Raw genomic sequence first — 20244 nt, forward strand, 5'->3', positions numbered from 1 at the left:
CGGAGTTCGGCTTTTGGGACGGATAGGAGCACACGTCGATCAGCTCACCGCCGGTCCCAATGTCGGTGGACGTGAGGCAGCAGTTCACCGCAGTGTCATTCGCGACGCAGTTGCTTCCGTTGCATTTCTGCGCCGTGTGAGTCGGTGAGCCGTTGAAGGGATCGGCCCCTACCGGGACGCCCACGCTGCACATTGACGTACACGCGACCGGCTGGGCGTTGTCGCAACGGGTCGGCCGATCGTTGGCGCAGGTGTAGCACCGCGGGGCGCCGGTGTTGTTGGTCGGAAAGCCACAGGTCCCACCCGAGGGGCAGTCCTGGTTCTTGATGCAGCCGAGAAATTGGTTGTTGGAGCATTTGCCTGCCATCTGCGCCGCGCCGAAGACGGTCACGCAGATGGCCCGGTCTGCCATCCCATCCCCGTTCATGTCGATCAAGGCACAGGCGTCACCCGTGTTACTGCCCGTCCAGCTCACGTCGTCGAATTGCCACAGGAGAGAGAGCGTGGTGGAGGAAGTGGAACACGTCGGGCCCGGCTCGCACAGCCCGCTCACGTCCTTCTGGCCCGGCTGGTCGTCGGGACCTTGTCCGTCGTTGATGCAAATGGCTCGCACTGGAGCAGCGGCGAGAAGGCCGAGCACCAGTGTAGCCACCAATAACGACCATGTCCTGACCAGCCTATCAGTTGCGCCTATCGCTGCGCTGCAACGAAACCACCCGCGTGCGGACGTCGCCGTACTTCCCGAGTTCGTCATTATCGGTCCCCTTTTCTCAGATCGTGCCGCCTTTACTTCAGACGCTCGTGCGGAATCGCCCGAACGCGAACTGCCGGCCGGTGTTGATGATGTCGCCCTCTAAGTGCCATCGCCCTCGTCGTGAACCGCAAAGGGGGCGGCGCGCCGGTCACCATGGACAGGACAGCTGCCACCGCGGCCGCGCTCACCAGTCTCCCCATCGTCGGCGTCATCTTTAGTTCTCGGTGGTAGGGAACGAGATGTGCGGGGCGCTCGGCCCCCTCGCTCTGCAGCGCCTTGAGCAAGCGCTATGCCCACGCGGTTCCCTCAGAAGCACGTGAGAAATCAGAGCAAGGGAGAGCGTCAAGCTAGCAGACATGCATGACGTCATCGCTATCGTGCGCCTATGTTACCCGGCTTGCGCGAAGCGACGACGATGTATGCGATCGCGTGTCGCACAGGCTTCGACAGAGCGAGTGCAGTCGGTATCCTCTTTTTCACCCTGCCATTTGCCCTTGAGCCGGCCCTTCGGCTACTCGGGCCGTCGGCGGCGAATCGTCAACCTAGGCGGATCTCGAAGTGAGCCGGCAGCATCGTGTGGTTCGTGAGTGACGTGAGATGAGCACGACATGTCGGCGCCTCGAACGGCGGCTGTGCGGACTCTCGATCTCGTCTAGCAGCGCGCAAGACGGCGGGTAGTGCGGGGGCGGGCGGGGCTCATCTCGACGGTCGGCTGCTTGCTCTTGCTGGCCGCGACGATCGCCGATGCGGGCGTCCTCACGGCGCGCCTGCGCTGGTGGCCGAGCGCCAGCCCCGAGGTGGTGGGTTATCGCGTGTACCTACGGCCGGCGGGCGGCGCCTACGGTGCGGGCGCGGACGTCGGCCTCCCCGCTCCGAGCCCCGACGGCACGCTGAGCACGGTCGTCGGCGGGCTCAGGGACGGCACCACGTACTTCTTCGAGATGACGGCCTACCAGGCGGACGGTAGCGAGAGCACGCCCTCCAGCGAGATGTCCCTCGGGGGCGGCACGGGTCCCGCCACCGACGTGTGCGCCGCGGCGGCCGAGCCGCTCCGAGTCGGGCGCTTCCTCCTCCGGCCGAGGGGGGCGCGGGTGCTCACCGCACGCGGCTCGTTCCCGGTCGCCGGCGACCTCGACCCCACCGTCGCGGGCGTGAGCGTCGAGCTGCGCGGCTCGGGCGGCGAGATGCTCTACGGTGCGACGGTGCCTCCCTCCGCATTCGACTCGAACCGCCGGCACACACGCTTCCGTTACGCACGCACCCGCGGGCTCGTGCCGGCGGGCGCGGACGGCCTCGACCGGCTGCTGCTCCGCCACGCGGGTGACGAGGGGCGTGTCCTGCTCGCGGGCAGCGCCCCGGCGCTGGTGGCGGCCGCCCAGGAGCCGCGCCTCGAGCTCGTGATCCGCGTGGGCGATCAGTGCGCGCGCTCCGACAGTCTCCTGTGTACGGTGAGGCCCGCGCGCACCGCTTGCGAGCGAGCTCCCGAGCAGCGCGCGGGGAAGCCGCGCCGCTCGTCGCGGAAGGGCGCGAGCTCTTCGAGGTGGCCGGCGGCGTCGAGCTCGACCCGGTCGGCGAAGCGGACGTCGCGAGCGCTCGGCGGCCGCGCGCCCGGGCGCATCCAGGGGACGATCTCGGGCGGCGCCGCGAGCATCGCGCTACGCGGCGAGCCGCACGGTGGAGACACCGTTGGCGAAGCGCCGGAAGACCGAGCCGGCAACGCGCGCGACGATCCCGATGCGCGCGAGCTGCGGGAGCAGCGTGCGGCGGAGGAGATCGCTCCGCCAGGCGGTGCCGAAGAGGAGCCGCGGCGGCCTCTCCGGAAGGCGCTGGATCGCGGTCACCTCGGGCGGAATACGGGTGTGGTCGAGGAGCCAGGTGTGCTCGGGCGCGCGCTGCGCTTCCTGCGCGCCAACTGGCTCTTCACCGTCCCGCTCGGCGTCCTGGCGCTCATCCTCCGGCTCTGGTACGCGCGCAGCCGCGACCCGCGGTTCCGCCCGGTCGCCCCGCGCTACGAGTGGCCCGACGGGCTCTCGCCGGCGGAGTTGGGGACGCTGGTCGCCAATCGCGCCGACACGCGCGACATCACCGCGACCATCGTCGACCTCGCCGTACGCGGTCGCCTGGTGATCGAGGAGCGCGATGAAGAGGGTCTGCTCGACCTCTGGTCGATCGCGGACTTCACCGTGCACCGGCAGCAGGCGGGGGCTGGCGATCTCGAATCGCACGAGCGGACGGTGCCGAACGGGATATTCTCCGAGCGGGGTGACAGGGTCGCCCCCTCCGACCTCGAGAACGAGTTTTAACCAGGAGGTGCCTGGCATCCGGGACCGCCCGTGCTATCCCCAGGACGGACGCAGGCTGGGCCGCACGGACCCCGCGGGGCTCCGCGGGGGGTTGAGAGGGGGACGTGAGGATCGCCACCTGGAACGTCAACTCGCTGAAGGCACGTCTCGACAAGGTCACGTGGTGGCTCGAGCGGGCGCGGCCGGATGTGCTGCTGATGCAGGAGACGAAGCTTGCCGATCCGGACGCTCCGGGGGAGGCGTTCCGCGATGCCGGGTACGAGCTGACGCATCATGGAGAAGGGCGATGGAACGGGGTCGCCATCGCCAGCCGCTGCGGTATCAGGGGCGTGGTGACGAACTTCGGTGAGCCGCTGTGCCCCGCGCACACCCCGGACGCCGGCGACGACGAGCCGCTCGCCGAGGCGCGGATGATCGCGGCGACGTGCGGCGGCCTCCGCGTCGTGTGCGTGTACGCCCCAAACGGACGGATCCTCGGCTCCCCCTTCTACCAGGCCAAGCTCGGCTGGTTCGACCGCCTCGCCCGCTGGCTCGCGGAGGCGGCGGATCCTGCCGAACCTCTGGCGCTCGGCGGCGACCTCAACGTCGCGCCCGCAGACATCGACGTGTGGGACCCGCAGGCCTGCCACGGGGGGACCCACGTTTCCCCAGCGGAGCGAGACGCGTTCGGGAGGCTCTGCCGCTGGGGACTGATCGACGTCTATCGGCAGCGCCATCCCGAGCCCGGCCGCTACACATGGTGGGACTACCGCGCCGGCAACTTCCACAAGAACATCGGCATGCGCATCGACCACCTGCTGGTGACGCGCCCGGTCGCCGGGCGCACGGTATGGGCGGAGATCGACCGCGAGGCGCGCAAGGGCAAGCCCATTCCCTCGGACCACGCGCCACTGATCGTCGACCTCGACCAGCCGGGGCACCCCTTCGACGCGGGTTGGACGTCCGCCGAGCGGCGGATCGCCGCGCGGCGCGCAGGCGCGCGCTGATGGGAAGAGAAGACGCGGCCGCGGGGTTCCCGATCGAACCGCCAATCGAGCCGATGCTCGCGAAGCTCGCGACGGACCTGCCCGCGGGCGACGGCTGGCTGTTCGAGCCCAAGTGGGACGGCTTCCGGGCCATCGTGTTCCGCGACCGCGACCGGCTCTATATCCAGAGCCGCGACCTGAAGCCGCTCGACCGGTACTTCCCCGAGCTGGAAGCGGGCTTTCGGACCAGCCTGCCGGCGCGCTGCGTGGTCGACGGCGAGATCGTGATCGCGACCGAGCGCGGACTCGACTTCGACGCGCTGCAGCTGCGACTGCACCCGGCGGCGTCGCGGGTGAAGAAGCTCGCCGCCGAGACGCCCGCCTCCTTCGTCGCGTTCGACCTGCTCGCCGGAGACGGCGACCTCCGCTCCCGCCCGCAGGCCGAGCGCCGCCTCCTGCTGGAGAAGGCGCTGGAGCGGACCTCGGGCCGCGTCCATCTCACGCCTTGCCGTCGCGAGCGCTCGGTGGCCGAGGAATGGTTCCATCGCTTCGAAGGCGCCGGACTCGACGGCGTGATCGCCAAGCCCGAGAGCGCGACCTATCAGCCCGGCAAGCGCGTGATGATCAAGGTCAAGCACGCACGTACCGCGGACTGCGTGGTGGCGGGCTTCCGCTGGCACAAGCACGGTCCGGGAACTCTGGTCGGATCGCTGCTGCTGGGGCTCTACGACGATGCCGGAGCGCTGCACCACGTGGGCGTGACCTCGTCGTTCCCGATGGAGTCCCGCCGCCGTCTTGCGCGGGAGCTGGCGCCACTGCGCAAGGACGCGCTCGCGTCGCATCCCTGGCGGAACTGGGCGGGAGTGACCGACGGCGCGGTCCGCATGCCGGGCGCCCAGAGCCGCTGGAGCGCGGGCAAGGATCTCTCCTGGGAGCCGCTGCGGATCGAGCGCGTGTGCGAGGTCAAGTACGACCACCTCCAGGGCGATCGCTTCCGACACGCCGCCGTCTTCGTGCGCTGGCGTCCCGACAAGCGGCCGGCCGACTGCCGTTACGACCAGCTCGAGGTCACGCCCCCCGCCGAGCTCGCCGAGATTTTCCGACTGGTCCCCCCGTAGAGCGTGCGTACGGGTCGTAGTCGGGATCGAGCGGCTCCTGGCCCGGCCGCAGCGCCTCCGGTACGTGTTCGAGGTTCACGCGGACGCGGGTCCAGGTGGCGGAGCGCCCGCGCATCGCGTCCACCAATACGTCGGCGGGCTGGAGGTGGGAGGCGGTGCGGGGATGCCGCGTCTTCCAGCGCTCGAGCCCCGCCAGCGCCTCCGCCTTCTTCGCGGCGCGGCCGATCTCGATCAGGGGCTTCGTGGTGACGCGCCGGCCGCTCGGCTTCGCTCCGCCCTTCCTTCGCGACGGCTGGACGCGCGGCGGCTCGCCGGCCTGCTTCGCGTAGTGCGGCGGCCAGGGCGCATCGCCGAGGCCCGCCGCTTCCTGCCGCGCCGACAGCTCCAGCAGCGCCTCCAGCGAGCAGGGACTCTGGTCAATGCCCGCGTGCCGGTCCCCGATGGCGGCGAAGCGAGCGGGCACGGTGCGCAGCGTGAAGTCCTCGGGCCTGCACTCGAAGAGCTCATCCCAGGTCACGGGCGCGGAGACCCGGGCGTCGGGCCTGGGGCGCACCGAGTAGGCGCCTGCGACCGTGCGGTCCTTGGCGTTCTGGTTGTAGTCGAGGAACACGCCGTGGCGCTCCTCCTTCCACCACTTGCTGGTGGCGAGGTCAGGCGCCCGCCGCTCGACCTCACGCGCGAGCGCCAGGGCGGCGCGCCTCACCTGCGTGAACGACCAGCGGCGATGGATGCGCGCGTTGACGTGGATGCCCCGCGAGCCCGAGGTCTTGGGCCAGCCCACCAGACCGAAGTCGGCCAGGACCTCCCGGACCACCCGGGCCACGTCTCGGATCTGGGGCCACTCGATGCCCGGCATCGGGTCGAGGTCGATGCGGAGCTCGTCGGGGTGCTCGAGATCCTCCGCGCGGACCGGGTGCGGGTGGAGCTCGAGGCATCCCAGGCTCACCATCCAGGCCAGCGCCGCCGCGTCGCGTGGCACGACTTCCTCGGCCGCGCGGCCGGAGGGGAAGCGTAGTGCGACGACTTCGATCCAGGTCGGCCGCGAGGCGGGCGCCCGCTTCTGGTAGAAGAAGTCCCCGTGGATCCCGTTGGCGTAGCGGACCAGTACGTTCGGCCGGCCGCCCGCTCCGCGCAGCGCCCCCTCGGCCACCGCCAGGTAGTAGCGCACGACCTCGAGCTTGGTGATGCCGGCGTCCGGGAAGTAGACCTTGCTCGGGTTGGAGATCGCGACCTCGCGCCCGGCGACGTCGACGACGACCTGTTCGCCCTTGCTCGCCACCGTTACGACGTGGTCGAGTGATGTGCCGATCCGCGTGCGTACGCGGCGGCGCGCTCGAGGAGCAGCTCGCGCTCCCGTGCGTTGCGGGTGAGCGATGCCGCGCGCTCGCACTCCGCCCGTGCCTCGTCGAAACGACCGAGCTTCGCCAGGAGGTCGCCGCGCACGCTCGGCAAGAGGTGGTAGCTCCGCAGGGCCGGCTCCGAGGTCAGCGCATCGACGAGCTCGAGGCCCGCTGCCGGACCGAATGCCATCGCGACCGCGACCGCGCGATTCAGCTCGACGACGGGGGAGGGCGTGAGCCGGGCGAGCGCTTCGTAGAGCTCCGCGATGCGCGTCCAGTCCGTCTCCGCCGGCGTACGCGCTCGTGCGTGACAGGCGGCGATGGCGGCTTGCAGCGCGTACGGCCCCCGCACGCCGCCGAGCGCCTCGGCGCGCTCGAGCGCCACGAGACCACGACGGACGAGGACGTGATCCCAGCGTGCCCGGTCTTGATCGAGCAACAGCACGGGCTCTCCCGACGGACCGGTCCGCGCCCTCGAGCGCGACGCCTGGATCTCCATGAGCGCGACGAGGCCGTGGACCTCCGGCTCCTTCGGAACCAGCTCGGCCAGGATGCGGCCGAGACGGAGCGCGTCCTCGCAGAGCGCCGGTCGCATCCAGTCGTCACCGGCGGTCGCCGAGTAGCCCTCGTTGAAGACGAGGTAGACGACCTCGAGCACCGACGACAGCCGGGCGGCGAGCTCGGCGCCGCGGGGGACCTCGAAGGGGGCGCGCTTCTCGGCGAGAGTCCGCTTGGCCCGGACGATGCGCTGGGCGACGGTCGGCTCCGGGACGAGGAACGCACGCGCGATCTCCTCGGTCGTCAGACCGCCGAGCAAGCGGAGTGTGAGCGCAACGCGCGCCTCGGTCGAGAGCACCGGATGACACGCTATGAACACGAGGCGCAGGAGGTCGTCGCCAATGTTGTCGTCGATCGCGGCGTCGAGATCCGGCGCGGCCATCTCTTGCTGGGCCTCGATCTCGCGACCGAGCTCCTCGTGCTTGCGCTCGAGCAGCTTGCTTCGGCGAAGGTGGTCGATCGCGCGATGCTTCGCGGTGGCCATGAGCCAGGCGCCCGGATTGTCGGGAATGCCCGACTCCGGCCACCGCTCGAGCGCGGCGAGGAGCGCCTCCTGCGCGAGGTCCTCGGCAAGCCCGACGTCGCGCACGATCCGTGCGAGACCGGCGATGAGCCTGGCCGACTCGATTCTCCAGACCGCGTTGATCGCGCGATGGGTATCGGAAGCCGTCACGGCTTCCGATCACAGCATCTTCGCCCGCTAGTGCAAGACCGAGGGGTGCCGCGAGCGGGGCCTCAGTCCTTACCCTCCCAGCAGGGGCCGATCTCGCGCACCTCGACGGTGGCCCACTCGGTCGCGGGGCACTCGCTGGCGATCGCGATCGCTTGCTCTTTGGTCTGACAATCGAGGAGGAAGAAGCCTCCGACGATCTCCTTGGATTCTGCGAACGGACCGTCGATGAGGGTGCGTTTACCGCCTCGAGCCTCGACCCGCACCCCTTCGGCATCGGACCTGAGCGAGTCGCTGGCCTTGTGCACGCCGCGGGCCTTGAGATCCTCGGTGAAGCGGACCATGCGCGCGTAGGCCCGACGTCCGTCTTCCGCCGATCGGTTCCGTCTTCTTTCTCCCTGCTCCAGGATCAGTAGCAGGTACGGCATGACACCCTCCCTTCCGATCGAGGCCGGGCTAGGCTTGCGGGGGCTTCGGCCAACCCTGCTCGAGCTGCGCGCGCATTTTGGGCTCGTTGCCCGCGGCCTCCTGGAGCGCGGCAGGGAAGTCCGACGCCTCGAACACCTGGCGAATCTCGATCTGGGCCGTCTCACCTGGACCGAGCGGATCGGGGCAGCGCGAGGCCCATTCGATCGCCTCTTCCTTCGACTTCACCTGAATGAGCCAGAAGCCGGCGATCAGCTCCTTCGTCTCGGTGAAAGGCCCATCGGTCACGGTGCGCTTCCCTCCTCCATGGAACGTGATGCGCGCGCCCCTCGAGCTCGGGTGGAGCCCCTCGCCGGCGAGCATCACGCCGGCCTTCACCATCTCCTGGTTGAACTCGTCCATGGCGGCCACGAGCTCCTTGCTCGGGAGAACGCCCGCCTCGGTGTTCTTGTCGGCCTTGATCATCATCATAAATCGCATCGTCATGCCTCCTTCGGGTCTTCCGGTCTCGACCGGATGTGAACCCTGGCTCTACTCTCGCGACGAACGAGGGGCCGCGCGATCGACACGTTCGCGAGGAACGTTCCCGGACGCGGCTAAGTGCTCGAAATGCCAAGCGCTGGCCCCTGACCCCCCAGGCCATGGCCCCCCGACCAGAAACCCCACCGCAGGGCTTACGGTTTCAGCAGAACCGCGAAGCGATCGCGATACACCCAGAGTAGGAAGAGCGCGAGGAGGGAGACGAAGATGGCAACCGGGAGACCGCTCGGATCAAGACAGATGTGATACAGCATGATGTTCACGATGACCGGGCCGAGCAGCGCGAGGCCGAGCGGGACGAAGCGGCCGATGAGCAGAAGCAGACCGCCGACGATCTGGAGCATGGCGACGACGTAAACGTAGCCGCTGGCGATGAGCGCTCCGATGAACGCGCCGGCCTGGCCCTGCAATGGCGGCGTAGGAATGAAGTGCAGGAAGGCGTTGGACCCGAAGACACCGAACACGATCCCGAGGAGGACTCGGGCGATGAGGATGGCGTATTTCATACGCAACCCTTCAGGTGGTTCGACCACTCTCGCTGGACGAGGTAACCCCCCATACGTTCTTCCGCATTCGGGACAGATTCACAAATGTCGCCGATTTCACCCTGATGTTTCTGATCTTTGAACCAGTACCAGCCTTGGCCGGGGATTGGGTCAGTGATCGCTTCACAGAGTTCGTGGGAACTCGTGAGAGTGAAGAAATCGAGCTGGCTTAGGTTGCTCGAATTGGCCATACAGAACGGTTCGACGGCATAAAAGATTCTCCCGCCGATGTCATCGTGATAGCCACCGAATGTTTGACACGACGAATCTGTCTCGAGAGTGATTACCGTCCCCGGAGGGAAGTAGATGAAATAGAGGGAGTTGGCATTGGGTTGGGGAAAACCGGGTTCGTTCGCAATCCAGGATTGCAGGGTGGTCTGGATAGCCGAGTCGTCGATCAGAGGACCCGGCTCGGTGCGGAGCGTCTTGGTGCCCACCCACTTTCCGTGACCGATCGCGTGATTCGGAACGCTGTACTCGGCGAGCTGATCGATCAGCGAGCTGGTCAAGATGAACTTGACGAAGTCGTTGATGCTTTGTGACAGTTTCACCAGGGTGGGCTGGTTGTTCCAGGCACCGCCCCAAAAGATGGTGAAGACCTCGACATTGGCGAGCACGGGCCCGCCGTTGTATTGCAACTGCGGGTATTGCGTGTGCGGCATATGTGCGAACTTCTCGTTCTTCAGATGGCCCAGGCGAATCCGGCGGACGCTTTTCTTGGCGTTCATCGAGTGCTCCCTTCTGCGCTCATGAGCGACCGGCGCTGCGCCTCGGTCATATGGGAAATGAGGGCTATCATCCATCCATGGGAGCGACGCAGGCTCGGGGTCACTCGGCTTCGGAGGGGAGCTGGGGCGGCTGCGGCCGAACGAGTCCATCGCGGGGAGCCGGGATGCGCTTGCCCTTGTTGCCGACGAGATCGGGAAGCGGCTTGGCGTTCGGGCCCGCCCATGGCGCGGGAGGGACCGGGTTGGGTGTGGGGTTGGGTGGTGGCGGCTGGACGATCGTGCTCCCGAACGCGGGAGGTTTAGGACGCCGGAGCGTGGCATCGACGCGGCCTGCGAGCGAGGGCGCGTCGTCCACTCGAGGAACGCCAAATTTGTCGAGTCCGAAGAGGTCGATGACGGTCTTGGGAAGACTGGCGTGCGAGTGCCACTCCGACTCAATCCCTTGCTTCACTGTCTCACCGAACATGATCAACGGGATGCGCGAACCTCCGATCGCCTGAAAACCTCGCGGGTGCAGGGCATCCGGCACGGTTTCGGCGTCAGGGGTCGAGACATGGTCTGCGTATCCGCCCCAGTCGTCCCACGTGAGGATGAAGACCGTGTCAGCCCATCCTCCGGACTTCACCATCGCGTCCACGCGCTGCCAGGTGAGGTCGTGGCCCCTCTGTGCGTACTTCGGGTCGGGCTTGCGCGGCGGATGCTCGTCGTAGCCGCTGGGACTCCAGACGTAGCAGAGTTCCGGTAGCGTACCCTTGCCGGCCATCTCGACGAACTTATCGCCCGATTTCGCCGACGCGTGGATGTTACTCTTGCTCGCAGGATCGCTGAGCTCGGTGTAGTACTTCACGGGGTAGTCGTTGTCGTCCGGAAAAGCCGCCCAGGTGAGGCCCGCCCTCTCGACCCGCTTGAAGATCGTAGGAAGATCCCACATCGGTTCCGTCTGGGTCGAGGGAGGATTCCTCAATGTAGGCGTCTGACCTCCAATGGCCAGCATGTGCCCGGGCGTTGAGTTTGTCCCAAGGCCGAAGTGGTGATCGCAAAACGTGAACTGCTTGGCCAGCCAGCTGTAGAACGGGATCACCCGGTCGTTATCGACTTGAAGCCGGGGCGCAGGGTAGTCTCCCATTTTGTAGTGAACCCACGAGTTGCGGTCGTGCGGCTGGTCGAAGTCCGGAGCGTTCTGGAGGAGGTTGCCGAGATTCAGAACATCCGCGCCCCACCTTGCGAGCGTTGGGAAGTAGAAGTCGGTCGTCTTGTTCTCCTGGATGAAGATGACAATGCGCATGGTCGATCGTTTGTCAGTCGCAGGCAGAGCCGGCCGCCACGGCGCTCCATCCCGGCGATGCCGCCCGCCGGACCGGTTGATGTGCCTAGAAGGCGCACGGCCGGGGGCTCGCGTGCCGCTTCTAGCGCGTCGCGATGTTCTCGGAGCGCTCGCGGGCCATGCCTGCTGCTGCTCCGAAGAGCAGGGCGCCGAGGAGCGGAAGCACGGAATCGGAGCCTCCGGGGATGGCCTGGATCAGCGAGATGGCGGGGTGCCGCAGGATGGCGCCCCAGAGCGCGTAGAATCCGGCCGAGAGGATGACCGGACAGGAGAGGAGCCAGGGACCACCGCACTCCTGCATTGCGAAGCTCGCCACGAGGCCGCCATGGACGAGACCCCGGAAGATCACCTCGGCCGCGAGAGGAAGCGCGAGAACGCCCAGGAGCCACCCGGACACGGGGGTCGTTGCTGGGACGGGAATCCACACGCCGCCCGCCAGCGCGCCAACGATGGCGAAGGGCAGAAGGAGGCACCAGTCGAGCCCGGCGGGGCGCCGTAAGCCGTACAGCCCCGGCGCGCGCAGGCCTCGGATGAGGAGGAGTGCGCCGCCGAGCGTCGCCAGCAACACGGAGAACTGCGCCGGGCTCGCCGCGAGCCCGCTCGGCGCACCGGCGCCCCGTCCGATCAGGCCGGGCAGGGAGACCGACGCCAGCGCGGCCAGCAGGATCCCTGCGCTGCCGAGCGCTGCGCCCGCGATCCGGCGGAGGCGCTGGGCTAGGGCGGGCGGGCGGAACGCCTGCTGGCACACCCGGGCGATCTGCTCGGGGGTCAGACGGGTCCCCGTGCTGCGCGGCGATCCGCCGATCTCGGTCGAGCCGCCCCAACGGTTGCCAGAGCGATGGCCACCGGCTCCCGGGTCCACCAGATTGAGGTGCGTATAGACCAGCTCGAGGCTCGTCGGCAGGTACGGATTCACCTGGCGCAGGGTGTAGGTCGCGGCACCCGTGCGCAGCACGATTACTCCTAGCCGTTTGCCGTGCAGCCGGCGCAGCTGCCGCTCCACCTCGTAGATCCCGGCCTTCGAGCGGCAGACGACCGCGACCGAGCCGTTCGCGATCTCGCCCCGCGCCAGCTGCTCGACGTCCGTGACGTCGTCGAAGTGTGTCGGCGAATACACCAGCCGATCAATGGCTCGCAGCCGATCGGCGGTGTAGCCGAGCAAATCGCTTTCGCCCCAGCGCCCTCGCCGCTTGAGCGCCAGCTCCGGCTCGCGTAGCTCATCGATGCAGCCGTGTATCTCGGCGAGCAGCTCCGGGGGCAGCGCGGACATATCCTGCATGTCGAGCCCCTGCGCATCGATCACACCCTGGAGGCGCACGAGCGGCATGACTCGTGCGCGCGTCTCCGGGCTCCGGTCGTTCAGGCGGAGGTGATTCAGGAGCACCCAGATCGCCAGGACCGTGTCCAGGTCGGCGTCGTTGGCGTACACCGTCCAGTCTCGCTTGCGGAGGTCGATACCCTTGCGGATCAGGACCATCGCCTGCTCGCACGTGGCGAGCAAGAAGGAGCGAACGCACCCTTCGTGGTGGTCGAGGTTGTAGACCTCCCGCTTCGGATCGAGGAAGGGTTCTCCCCGGGCCGCGCCGTCGAGGAAGACCGAGCCCGGCGCGGCGCTGCGCGCCGCCGCTGCCGTCACCGTGAACCCGTGCTGGACTCGAACCGAGACCGTCGGTGCCTCCACGCAGGTGAGTACGGCGCCGGTGTTGTCCCGCTTGATCCGATACCGATCGGGAAGGGCCGGCTCGGCGGCCCCTCCGCCCGCAGGGAGTGGAACCCGCCCCTCGGCTTCGCGCGCCTTGCTCCCGCTCATCACACCCAGCCCGTAATGCGCGCTCGCGGCCGGCGACCACCGGGCAGCGACGCCCGACCTTCCCGCGCGCAGCCTCACCTCTTAGGCCGAAACTCCAGCTGAAAAGCAAGCGGTGGGCCAAAAAGTCGGCTCGGCCGCCACACACAGCGCCGCGGGCGCAGTGACGCGCGGCCGCGCCACGCCGTGAGCTGGCGCCGGCGTCGCGCGGTTGCACGACACCGCGGATCGCTGCTACAAGAGGGCGTCCTCTTGTTTGTGCGCGACCCCGCAGCCTTCCAGCCGTCGGCTTCTCGCCCAGGCAACCGCGACAAAATCGAATGCCGCCCCAAGCAGGGCGAGGAGTGAGAGATGGGCAAGAAGATCTTCGTCGGCAACCTTTCCTTCGACACCACGAGCAAGGACCTGGAGGCGCTGTTCTCACAGGCAGGGACGTGCGAGTCGGTCGCCGTCATCACCGATCGCGCCACCGGGCAGTCGCGCGGCTTCGGGTTCGTCGAGATGAGCTCGGCCAGCGAGGCGCAGAGGGCGATCGCCGAGTTCAACGGCAAGGACCTCCAGGGTCGGACGCTCAACGTGAGCGAGGCCAGGGAGCGCTCGTCCGGCGGCGGCGGCGGCGACCGCGGGCGCGGCGGCTTCTCGGGCCGGCGCAACTACTGACCGGCGCCGCCTCGGCGCACGGCTGACCGGGCAGCGGCGTCAGGGCTCTGAGCAAATGTCCTGGAGTCGCTGAGCCCAGTCCTGCTTGGAAGTACTGCCGTCGCCCGCGAACAAGTAGTAGCGCAGCTCGTCATCGAACCCTGCGCGGAATACCCAACCCTCGAGAACGCGGATCACCTCGACCTCACTAGTCGGGGTTCGTCGCGTGACCTCCTGGATGATCTCGCGGGCGCGCTCACGGGTGACGGTGGAAACTCTCGCCTTCGTCGGCCGCTCGTGACCGGGCGCTGGCGGATCGCTGTCGTACGTGGGCTCCTTCCGCCGGTCCTCGCCCTGAGTCCACATTAGGACGCGCAGCCCCATTCGCGCCCCGTCCCACGGAACCGCCCGCGCCCGGATGCCGTGGGCGGTGGTCTCGAAGGCTATGGCCTCGGGATGCGCAGCAAAGAACGCCGCCGCCTCTTCCCTCAGCTTGTCCGCCATCTCGTCTGGCATCATGCGAGGAGTATCGGCGGACCTCCGGTAAACCCTTTAGCGCTGGCGAATGCGGAGGACGCCGCCGACGTGGCGGACGCCGAGGCAGACCAGCCGCGTCCCACCCAGGGCAGCTTCGTGCCGCGGGGGCGACCTCGACCCCGCTCGTGTGCTAGGCTCGCTGGGAGGAAGCGCGCATGCAGCGCACTGGACGACCCGGCCGGCTGCTCGTCATCGTGGTCGCCCTCGCCCTAGGACTCGGAGGTGGCGTCGCTCGCGCCGCGATGCACGGCGGCGGAGGGCCTCACGGTGGCGGATTCCACGGCCGCGGCGGTGGGCACGGTGGCGGCTGGGGCGGGCATGGGCATGGCCACGGCCCGCACGTCTTCATCGACGGCGGGTTCTTCTTCGGATCCCCCTTCTACTGGGGCTACGACCCGTTTTTCTACGGCGGTCCCGGGTACTACCCGTACCCGCCTGCCTACGCGTACCCATATCCATACTACTACCCACCCGAAGAGCCCGAGACCGAGCCGCCTCCACCACCGGAGGAGCAGGAGCAGGGCGGCGCCTCCCAGCCGCAGGCTCCGGGTGAGGGAAGCCGGGCGAGCTACGGACTCGTGCAGCTCCGCAGCGTTCCCGACGGCGCGTCGGTCGACCTCGACGGCCGCTTCTGGCTGACCGCCAAGCAGCTCGACGCACGCTGGCTTGGCCTCCCGGAGGGGCCGCACACGATCACCGTGCGCAAGAGGAACACCGCTCCCGCGACGCGGCAGGTCGCCGTCGACGCCGGCACGACGCGGGCGATCGACTTCGGGCCGGGCGACTGACCGGACGTGCTCTGACGCGGCTCGGCGGCGTGGCTACTGCGGTTTGAACGCGTAGACGGCCGACATCCCCGCGACGAAGACCCGGCCCTTCGCGGCGATCGGCGTGGCGAAGCGCGCGATCGGACCCATGACGTCGTCGGCGCCGTCGCCCGCAAAGACGAGCTCACCCGTGTCCCCATCGAAGCCGTGCAGCCGGCCGTCGCCCTCCGCGCCGACGCTCCACACGATCGCCTCGGCGTGGCCGTCGAGGGTCGTCACCATCGGCGAGCCGGTGCCGTGCTGCGTCGCGCACCAGGCGGTCGCGATAGTCGGCGGCGAGGCGGCGCCGATGCGGATCGCCGTCAGATCGCCCGCGCGGCCCGGGCAGCGTGCGCCGGCGCCCTTGAAGACGACGTAAGTCGCCGTCGGCGTTGTGTAGGCCGCCGCGCCGGTGATGATCGCGCCGCTCGCGACGGTTGCGCTCGCCGGCGCACGCCGCACGCCTCCGAGCTTCGTCCGGTTGGCGAGGTAGGCTTTCCCGTTCTTGCCGAGCGCAACCACGAGCGCGGAAGGGTGCGCGCCCGGGAGATCGAACAGGATCGGTGCCGTGCCGCCGAGATCGACGTCGTTCGCGTCGAGCGCGCGCCAGTCCGGCGGCGTGAAGTGATCAGCGCGCCGGGCGCCGAAGACGAGGCGCGGGCGGAGGCGGATGATCGACTCGCCGCCGCCCCACCTCGCCGCGCCGAACGTGTTGCCCGTCGTGACGAAGAGCGACGTCCCGTCGGACGCGACGCCGCCGGGCGCCCACACGCCGCCGCCGCGCGCCTTCGTCCGCCAGGCGCGCACCGCGCCGGGGTCGGCGACAGGGATGCCGACGACCCAGCCGTGGTAGTTGCCGCAGTCGCCGAAGTGCCCGCCGTAGGGCACGTAGACCGTCCCGGCCACGAGTGCGAGGGCACCGCGTTGGTTCTGGACCGCGGAGTCGAAAGCGCGGCCGCGACGGGCGAGCGCCGCCGCGACGTCGACGGGGTAGCCCGGCCGCGTGGCCCCGTCGTCGACGGAGAGGGCGAAGACGAGGTGACGCGCGTCGGGGGCCGTCATCGCGTCGAGGAAGACGGTGCGCGAGGCGGGGTCGATCACGGGCGTGCCGGTGATGCCGAGCGGGTCGATGTTCCCGCAGGGCAGGGCGGAGAGGGGCACGGGGGCGGCGAGCTGGCGGCTCCAGACCGGGGCGCCGGTCGTGGCGTCGAGGGCGTAGACGCGGTTCTCCTCCGTCGCGACGAGGATCAGGTCGCGGCCGGAGGACGCGTCGTCGAGGTAGAGCGGCTGGGCATAGGTCGCGCCCTGGGTCGTCGCGGTGAAGGTTGGGTCCCGGTGCAGCGTCGCGGCGGTGGCTCTCGTGAGTGCGGCGTCGACGTACACACCGTCACGGGCGAGGTCGCGGTGGTATTGGAGGATCGACGCAGCGGACGCCGGTGGCCCGGAGGGAAGGAGCGCGGAGGCGCTGATTAACGCGAGCGCGAGCCGGGACGGCGCGGGAAGTCCTTCGTCGCTGATGGGGCGTGGTGACGCCGTTAGGTCGACGATAGGAGCATTACCTGATCGCCCTGTCGATGGCGGCCGATACGCTCGCCCCGCTTGTGACGACTGTGACCCCGGAGCTAGATGATCCGACCATGCCGATTCGGCGCCGTGTCCGACGCGCAAGATGGGCACCCCTGGCCGCCGCGCTCGTCCTCTCCGCGTGCGGTCCGCGGCCGGCCCCGGCGCCTCCACCGCCGAAGGTCAAGGTCGTCCAGGCGGTCGCGCGGGAGATCACCGAGTGGGACGAGTACACGGCGCGTCTCGATGCCATCGATTCGGTCGAGGTGCGCCCGCGGGTGAGCGGGTACCTGCAGTCGATCCACTTCCAGGACGGCGCGATCGTCCACAAGGGCGATCTCCTCTTCCTGATCGACCCGCGCCCCTACGAGGCCGCGCTGCGCCGGGCCGAGGCTGACGTCGACCTGGCGGAGTCCCGGCTCGCGCTGGCGCGGAAGAACTTCGCGCGGGCCGCGGACCTGCTCGCGAGCCACGCCATCTCGCAGGAGGAGTCGGACATCCGCGCGTCGAACCTGCGGCAGGCCGAGGCGTCGGTCGAGGAAGCGCAGGCGGCCGTGGACGCCGCCAGGCTCGACGTCGAGTTCACGCGGGTGTCGGCGCCGGTCGCCGGGCGCGTCGGGCGGAAGCTCGTCACCGAGGGAAACCTCATCAACGGGGGCGTGGGCACGCAGGGCACGCTTCTCACGACGATCGTGTCGCTCGACCCGATCTACGCGTACTTCGAGGCCGACGAGGGCGCGCTCCTCAAGTACAGCCGCCTCGCTCGGACGGGGCAGCGGCCGAGCTCGCGCGACTACAAGAACCCCGTGCACGTGGCGCTCGCCGATGAGGAAGGGTTCCCGCACGAAGGCGTGATGGACTTCGTCGACAACCAGGTCGATCGCGGGACCGGCACCATCGTCGGCCGCGCGCTGCTGCCGAATCCCGATCTGAGCCTCATCCCCGGGCTGTTCGCCCGCCTGCGGTTGCCCGGCAGCGGCCGGTATCGGGCGATCCTCCTCCCCGACGAGGCGATCGGAAGCGACCAGTCGCAGAAGTTCGTCTTCGTGGTCGACGGTGACAGCAAAGCCCAGTACCGCACGGTGAAGATCGGGCCGCTGGTCGACGGCCTGCGCGTCGTCCGCGAGGGCGTGACGTCGGAAGACTGGGTCGTGGTGGCCGGTCTCCAGCGGGTCCGCCCCGGGCTCAATGTCGACGCGCAGCGGGAGACGATCCCGTCGGCCGAGAGCGGGGAAGCGACCACCTCCACCACGGCGGCGCCCGGGGACAGGCGCTGATGAACATCTCGCGCTTCTTCATCGACCGGCCGATCTTCGCCGCCGTTCTCTCGATCGTCACGCTCATCCTGGGTGGCCTGGCCTACGGGACGCTGCCGGTCGCCCAGTACCCCGAGGTCGTGCCGCCGACGATCGTGGTGCAGGCCTCGTACCCCGGGGCGCCGCCCGAGGTCATCGCGGACACGGTCGCGACGCCGATCGAACAGGAGGTGAACGGCGTCGAGGACATGCTCTACATGTCGTCGCAGAGCACGACCGACGGCCAGATGACGCTCACGATCACGTTCCGGCTGGGCACCGACCTCGACAAGGCGCAGGTGCTCGTCCAGAACCGCGTGGCGATCGCCGAGCCCCGCCTGCCCGAGGACGTCCGGCGGGTCGGGGTCACGACGCTCAAGTCGTCCCCGGACCTCCTGATGGTGGTGCATCTCCTCTCGCCCACCAGGCGCTACGACCAGCTCTACATCGGCAACTTCGCGCTCATCCAGGTGCGGGACGCGCTCCGACGACTCGAGGGCGTCGGCGACGTCAATCTCTTCGGGCTGCGCGAGTACAGCATGCGCGTCTGGCTCGACCCCGCCCGGCTCGCGAGCCGGAACATCGCGACCAGCGACGTCGTTCGGGCCCTGCGGGAGCAGAACGTGCAGGTGGCTTCGGGGGCCGTCGGGCAACAGCCCGTGCCCGCCGGGCACGCGTTCCAGCTCCCCGTGACGACGCTCGGCCGGCTGCGCGAGCCCGAGGAGTTCGAGAACATCGTCGTCAAGACGGGGGCCGACGGACGCATCACGCGCGTCCGCGACGTCGCGCGTATCGAGCTGGCGGCGCGCGACTATTCCGTCAACAGCTACCTCAATAACGAGCCGGCGGTGGCGATGGCGATCGCACAGCTGCCGGGCTCCAACGCGCTGGCGACGGCGGACGCGGTCGAGCGCACGATGGAGGAGCTGTCGCGGAGCTTCCCCGAGGGGCTCGCATACAAGATCGTCTACAACCCGACGGTGTTCGTCCGCGAGTCGATCAACGAGGTGATCCACACGCTCTTCGAGGCGGTCGGGCTCGTCGTGATCGTCGTGCTCGTGTTCCTCCAGACGTGGCGCGCGAGCCTGATCCCGCTGCTCGCCATTCCGGTATCGCTGGTGGGGACCCTCGCCGCGATGAAGGCCTTCGGCTTCTCGCTGAACATGCTCTCGCTCTTCGGTCTCGTGCTGGCCATCGGCATCGTGGTCGACGACGCGATCGTGGTGGTCGAGAACGTCGAGCGCCACATCGCCGCCGGCCTCGGGCCGCGCGAGGCCGCGCACCGCGCCATGGACGAGGTGACGGGCGCCGTCATCGCAATCGCCTTCGGTCTCTCGGCGGTCTTCGTGCCGACGGCCTTCCTCGGCGGCATCGCGGGCCAGTTCTATCGGCAGTTCGCCCTCACGATCGCGGTGGCGACCATCCTCTCGGCGTTCAACTCGCTCACGCTGAGCCCGGCGATGTGCGCGCTCCTCCTCCAGCCCGAGGGCGCCGAGAAGGACTGGTTCGGACGGCTGTGGGACCGCCTGTTCGGGCGGTTCTTCCGGGCTTTCAACCGGGTCTTCGAGCGGACCGGCGAGCGCTACGGAGGGGCCGTCGGCCGCCTGGTACACCGACCCGCCCTCGCGCTCACCAGCTATGCCCTCCTGCTCGGTCTCATCGTGGTCGGGTTCCGGACCATCCCGACGGGCTTCATTCCGGCGCAGGACAAGGGCTATGTCATCGTCGCGATCCAGCTCCCCGACGGAGCGTCGCTCGAGCGGACCGATGCCGTCGTGCGGCGAGCGGGCGAGGTCATCCTCGCGACGCCGGGCGTCCAGTTCGCGGTCGCGTTCGCGGGGTTCTCGGGCGCGACGCGCGCCAATAGCTCGAACGCGGGCGCCATCTTCGTCGGCCCGAAGCCGTGGGAGGAGCGGCGTCACGGGCCGACGGCCAACGAGCTCATCGCGACGCTGCAGCGGCGCCTGTCCGAGATCGAGGAGGCGAGCATCTTCGTGATCCCACCGCCGCCGGTGCAGGGCCTCGGCACCTCAGGCGGGTTCAAGCTCCTCGTCCAGGATCGTGCCGGGCAGGGGTTCCGCGCGCTGCAGGAGGTGACCGACGCCTACGTCGGCGCGGCGCGCGCCGATCCGGACGTTGCCAGGGTGTTCACCACCTTTCGCGCCTCGGCCCCGCAGCTGTACGCCGACATCGACCGCGTGAAGGCGGAGAAGCTCGGCGTCCCGCTCGCGAACGTCTTCGACACGCTGCAGGTCTACCTCGGGTCCGTGTACGTCAACGACTTCAATCGCTTCGGGCGCACGTTCCAGGTGCGCGCGCAGGCCGA

General features: G+C 69.1%; 18 protein-coding genes. 7 read left to right on the forward strand and 11 right to left on the reverse strand.

Going from position 1 to position 20244, the window contains the following annotated elements; all coding sequences use genetic code 11:
• Positions 1-640 (reverse strand): hypothetical protein (locus tag E6J59_04035; GenBank protein TMB22307.1); only part of this gene is annotated, 640 nt, incomplete at its 3' end.
• A gap of 1730 nt (positions 641-2370) precedes the next feature.
• On the opposite strand from E6J59_04035, the gene E6J59_04040 reads away from it, so the two are divergent.
• From E6J59_04040 to E6J59_04050, 3 genes are all read left to right on the forward strand, one after another.
• Complete coding sequence (locus tag E6J59_04040) at positions 2371-3057, forward strand: DUF2207 domain-containing protein (protein ID TMB22324.1); 687 nt, start codon at positions 2371-2373, stop codon at positions 3055-3057.
• 104 nt (positions 3058-3161) lie between these two features.
• Positions 3162-4043 (forward strand): exodeoxyribonuclease III, encoded by an 882-nt coding sequence (gene xth, locus E6J59_04045; protein TMB22308.1) that lies wholly within the window; start codon positions 3162-3164, stop codon positions 4041-4043.
• Entirely contained in the window at positions 4043-5140 is a 1098-nt protein-coding gene (locus E6J59_04050; GenBank protein ID TMB22309.1) for an ATP-dependent DNA ligase, read from the forward strand. Before xth ends, E6J59_04050 begins: the two co-directional genes overlap by 1 nt.
• Here the strand turns inward: E6J59_04050 and E6J59_04055 are convergent.
• The 8 genes from E6J59_04055 to E6J59_04090 form a co-directional block, all read right to left on the reverse strand.
• Complete coding sequence (locus tag E6J59_04055) at positions 5091-6419, reverse strand: DNA primase (GenBank protein TMB22310.1); 1329 nt, start codon at positions 6417-6419, stop codon at positions 5091-5093. The genes E6J59_04050 and E6J59_04055 overlap by 50 nt on opposite strands.
• 2 nt (positions 6420-6421) lie before the next feature.
• The gene (locus E6J59_04060; GenBank protein TMB22311.1) at positions 6422-7711 is read right to left on the reverse strand and encodes an RNA polymerase sigma factor; all 1290 of its coding nucleotides are present in this window, start codon (positions 7709-7711) and stop codon (positions 6422-6424) included.
• Between the two features lie 62 nt (positions 7712-7773).
• Positions 7774-8136, reverse strand: a complete 363-nt coding sequence (locus E6J59_04065; protein TMB22312.1) for a dehydrogenase — start codon at positions 8134-8136, stop codon at positions 7774-7776.
• 28 nt (positions 8137-8164) lie between these two features.
• Entirely contained in the window at positions 8165-8614 is a 450-nt protein-coding gene (locus tag E6J59_04070) for a YciI family protein (protein ID TMB22313.1), read from the reverse strand.
• A 194-nt stretch (positions 8615-8808) separates the two neighbouring features.
• Positions 8809-9180 carry a DoxX family membrane protein gene (locus E6J59_04075; GenBank protein TMB22314.1) on the reverse strand — a complete coding sequence of 124 codons (372 nt, stop codon included), beginning with the start codon at positions 9178-9180 and terminating at the stop codon, positions 8809-8811.
• A complete protein-coding gene (locus tag E6J59_04080) occupies positions 9177-9947 on the reverse strand; it encodes a hypothetical protein (protein ID TMB22315.1) in 771 nt (256 codons plus the stop codon). Before E6J59_04080 ends, E6J59_04075 begins: the two co-directional genes overlap by 4 nt.
• A gap of 100 nt (positions 9948-10047) precedes the next feature.
• Entirely contained in the window at positions 10048-11232 is a 1185-nt protein-coding gene (locus E6J59_04085; GenBank protein ID TMB22316.1) for a hypothetical protein, read from the reverse strand.
• Positions 11233-11353: 121 nt separating this feature from the next.
• Positions 11354-13081, reverse strand: a complete 1728-nt coding sequence (locus E6J59_04090; protein TMB22317.1) for a hypothetical protein — start codon at positions 13079-13081, stop codon at positions 11354-11356.
• Positions 13082-13429: 348 nt separating this feature from the next.
• Here E6J59_04090 and E6J59_04095 point away from each other — a divergent pair, with 348 nt between their 5' ends.
• Positions 13430-13738 carry an RNA-binding protein gene (locus tag E6J59_04095; GenBank protein ID TMB22318.1) on the forward strand — a complete coding sequence of 103 codons (309 nt, stop codon included), beginning with the start codon at positions 13430-13432 and terminating at the stop codon, positions 13736-13738.
• 39 nt (positions 13739-13777) lie between these two features.
• On the opposite strand, the gene E6J59_04100 is transcribed toward E6J59_04095, so the two are convergent.
• The gene (locus E6J59_04100) at positions 13778-14233 is read right to left on the reverse strand and encodes a hypothetical protein (protein ID TMB22319.1); all 456 of its coding nucleotides are present in this window, start codon (positions 14231-14233) and stop codon (positions 13778-13780) included.
• Between the two features lie 176 nt (positions 14234-14409).
• On the opposite strand from E6J59_04100, the gene E6J59_04105 reads away from it, so the two are divergent.
• Complete coding sequence (locus E6J59_04105; protein ID TMB22320.1) at positions 14410-15042, forward strand: hypothetical protein; 633 nt, start codon at positions 14410-14412, stop codon at positions 15040-15042.
• Between the two features lie 33 nt (positions 15043-15075).
• On the opposite strand, the gene E6J59_04110 is transcribed toward E6J59_04105, so the two are convergent.
• Entirely contained in the window at positions 15076-16797 is a 1722-nt protein-coding gene (locus E6J59_04110; protein ID TMB22321.1) for a hypothetical protein, read from the reverse strand.
• Between E6J59_04110 and E6J59_04115 the strand changes: the two genes are divergently transcribed.
• Positions 16635-17900, forward strand: coding sequence for an efflux RND transporter periplasmic adaptor subunit (locus tag E6J59_04115; protein TMB22322.1), 1266 nt, complete (start codon positions 16635-16637; stop codon positions 17898-17900). The two genes, E6J59_04110 and E6J59_04115, sit on opposite strands and share 163 nt — an antisense overlap.
• On the forward strand, positions 17900-20244 hold a 2345-nt coding region (locus E6J59_04120), incomplete at its 3' end, for an efflux RND transporter permease subunit (protein TMB22323.1). The genes E6J59_04115 and E6J59_04120, both read left to right, overlap by 1 nt.

The sequence above is a fragment of the Deltaproteobacteria bacterium genome, assembly GCA_005879795.1.
Taxonomy (GTDB): domain Bacteria; phylum Desulfobacterota; class Binatia; order DP-6; family DP-6; genus DP-6.

Excerpts from the sequence above, each read along its gene's own strand:
- E6J59_04050 (TMB22309.1), top strand. The coding sequence starts at position 4,043 with ATGGGAAGAGAAGACGCGGCCGCGGGGTTCCCGATCGAACCGCCAATC.
- E6J59_04065 (TMB22312.1), bottom strand. The coding sequence starts at position 8,136 with ATGCCGTACCTGCTACTGATCCTGGAGCAGGGAGAAAGAAGACGGAAC.
- E6J59_04070 (TMB22313.1), bottom strand. The coding sequence starts at position 8,614 with ATGCGATTTATGATGATGATCAAGGCCGACAAGAACACCGAGGCGGGC.
- E6J59_04075 (TMB22314.1), bottom strand. The coding sequence starts at position 9,180 with ATGAAATACGCCATCCTCATCGCCCGAGTCCTCCTCGGGATCGTGTTC.
- E6J59_04080 (TMB22315.1), bottom strand. The coding sequence starts at position 9,947 with ATGAACGCCAAGAAAAGCGTCCGCCGGATTCGCCTGGGCCATCTGAAG.
- E6J59_04085 (TMB22316.1), bottom strand. The coding sequence starts at position 11,232 with ATGCGCATTGTCATCTTCATCCAGGAGAACAAGACGACCGACTTCTAC.
- E6J59_04090 (TMB22317.1), bottom strand. The coding sequence starts at position 13,081 with ATGAGCGGGAGCAAGGCGCGCGAAGCCGAGGGGCGGGTTCCACTCCCT.
- E6J59_04095 (TMB22318.1), top strand. The coding sequence starts at position 13,430 with ATGGGCAAGAAGATCTTCGTCGGCAACCTTTCCTTCGACACCACGAGC.
- E6J59_04100 (TMB22319.1), bottom strand. The coding sequence starts at position 14,233 with ATGCCAGACGAGATGGCGGACAAGCTGAGGGAAGAGGCGGCGGCGTTC.
- E6J59_04105 (TMB22320.1), top strand. The coding sequence starts at position 14,410 with ATGCAGCGCACTGGACGACCCGGCCGGCTGCTCGTCATCGTGGTCGCC.
- E6J59_04115 (TMB22322.1), top strand. The coding sequence starts at position 16,635 with ATGGCGGCCGATACGCTCGCCCCGCTTGTGACGACTGTGACCCCGGAG.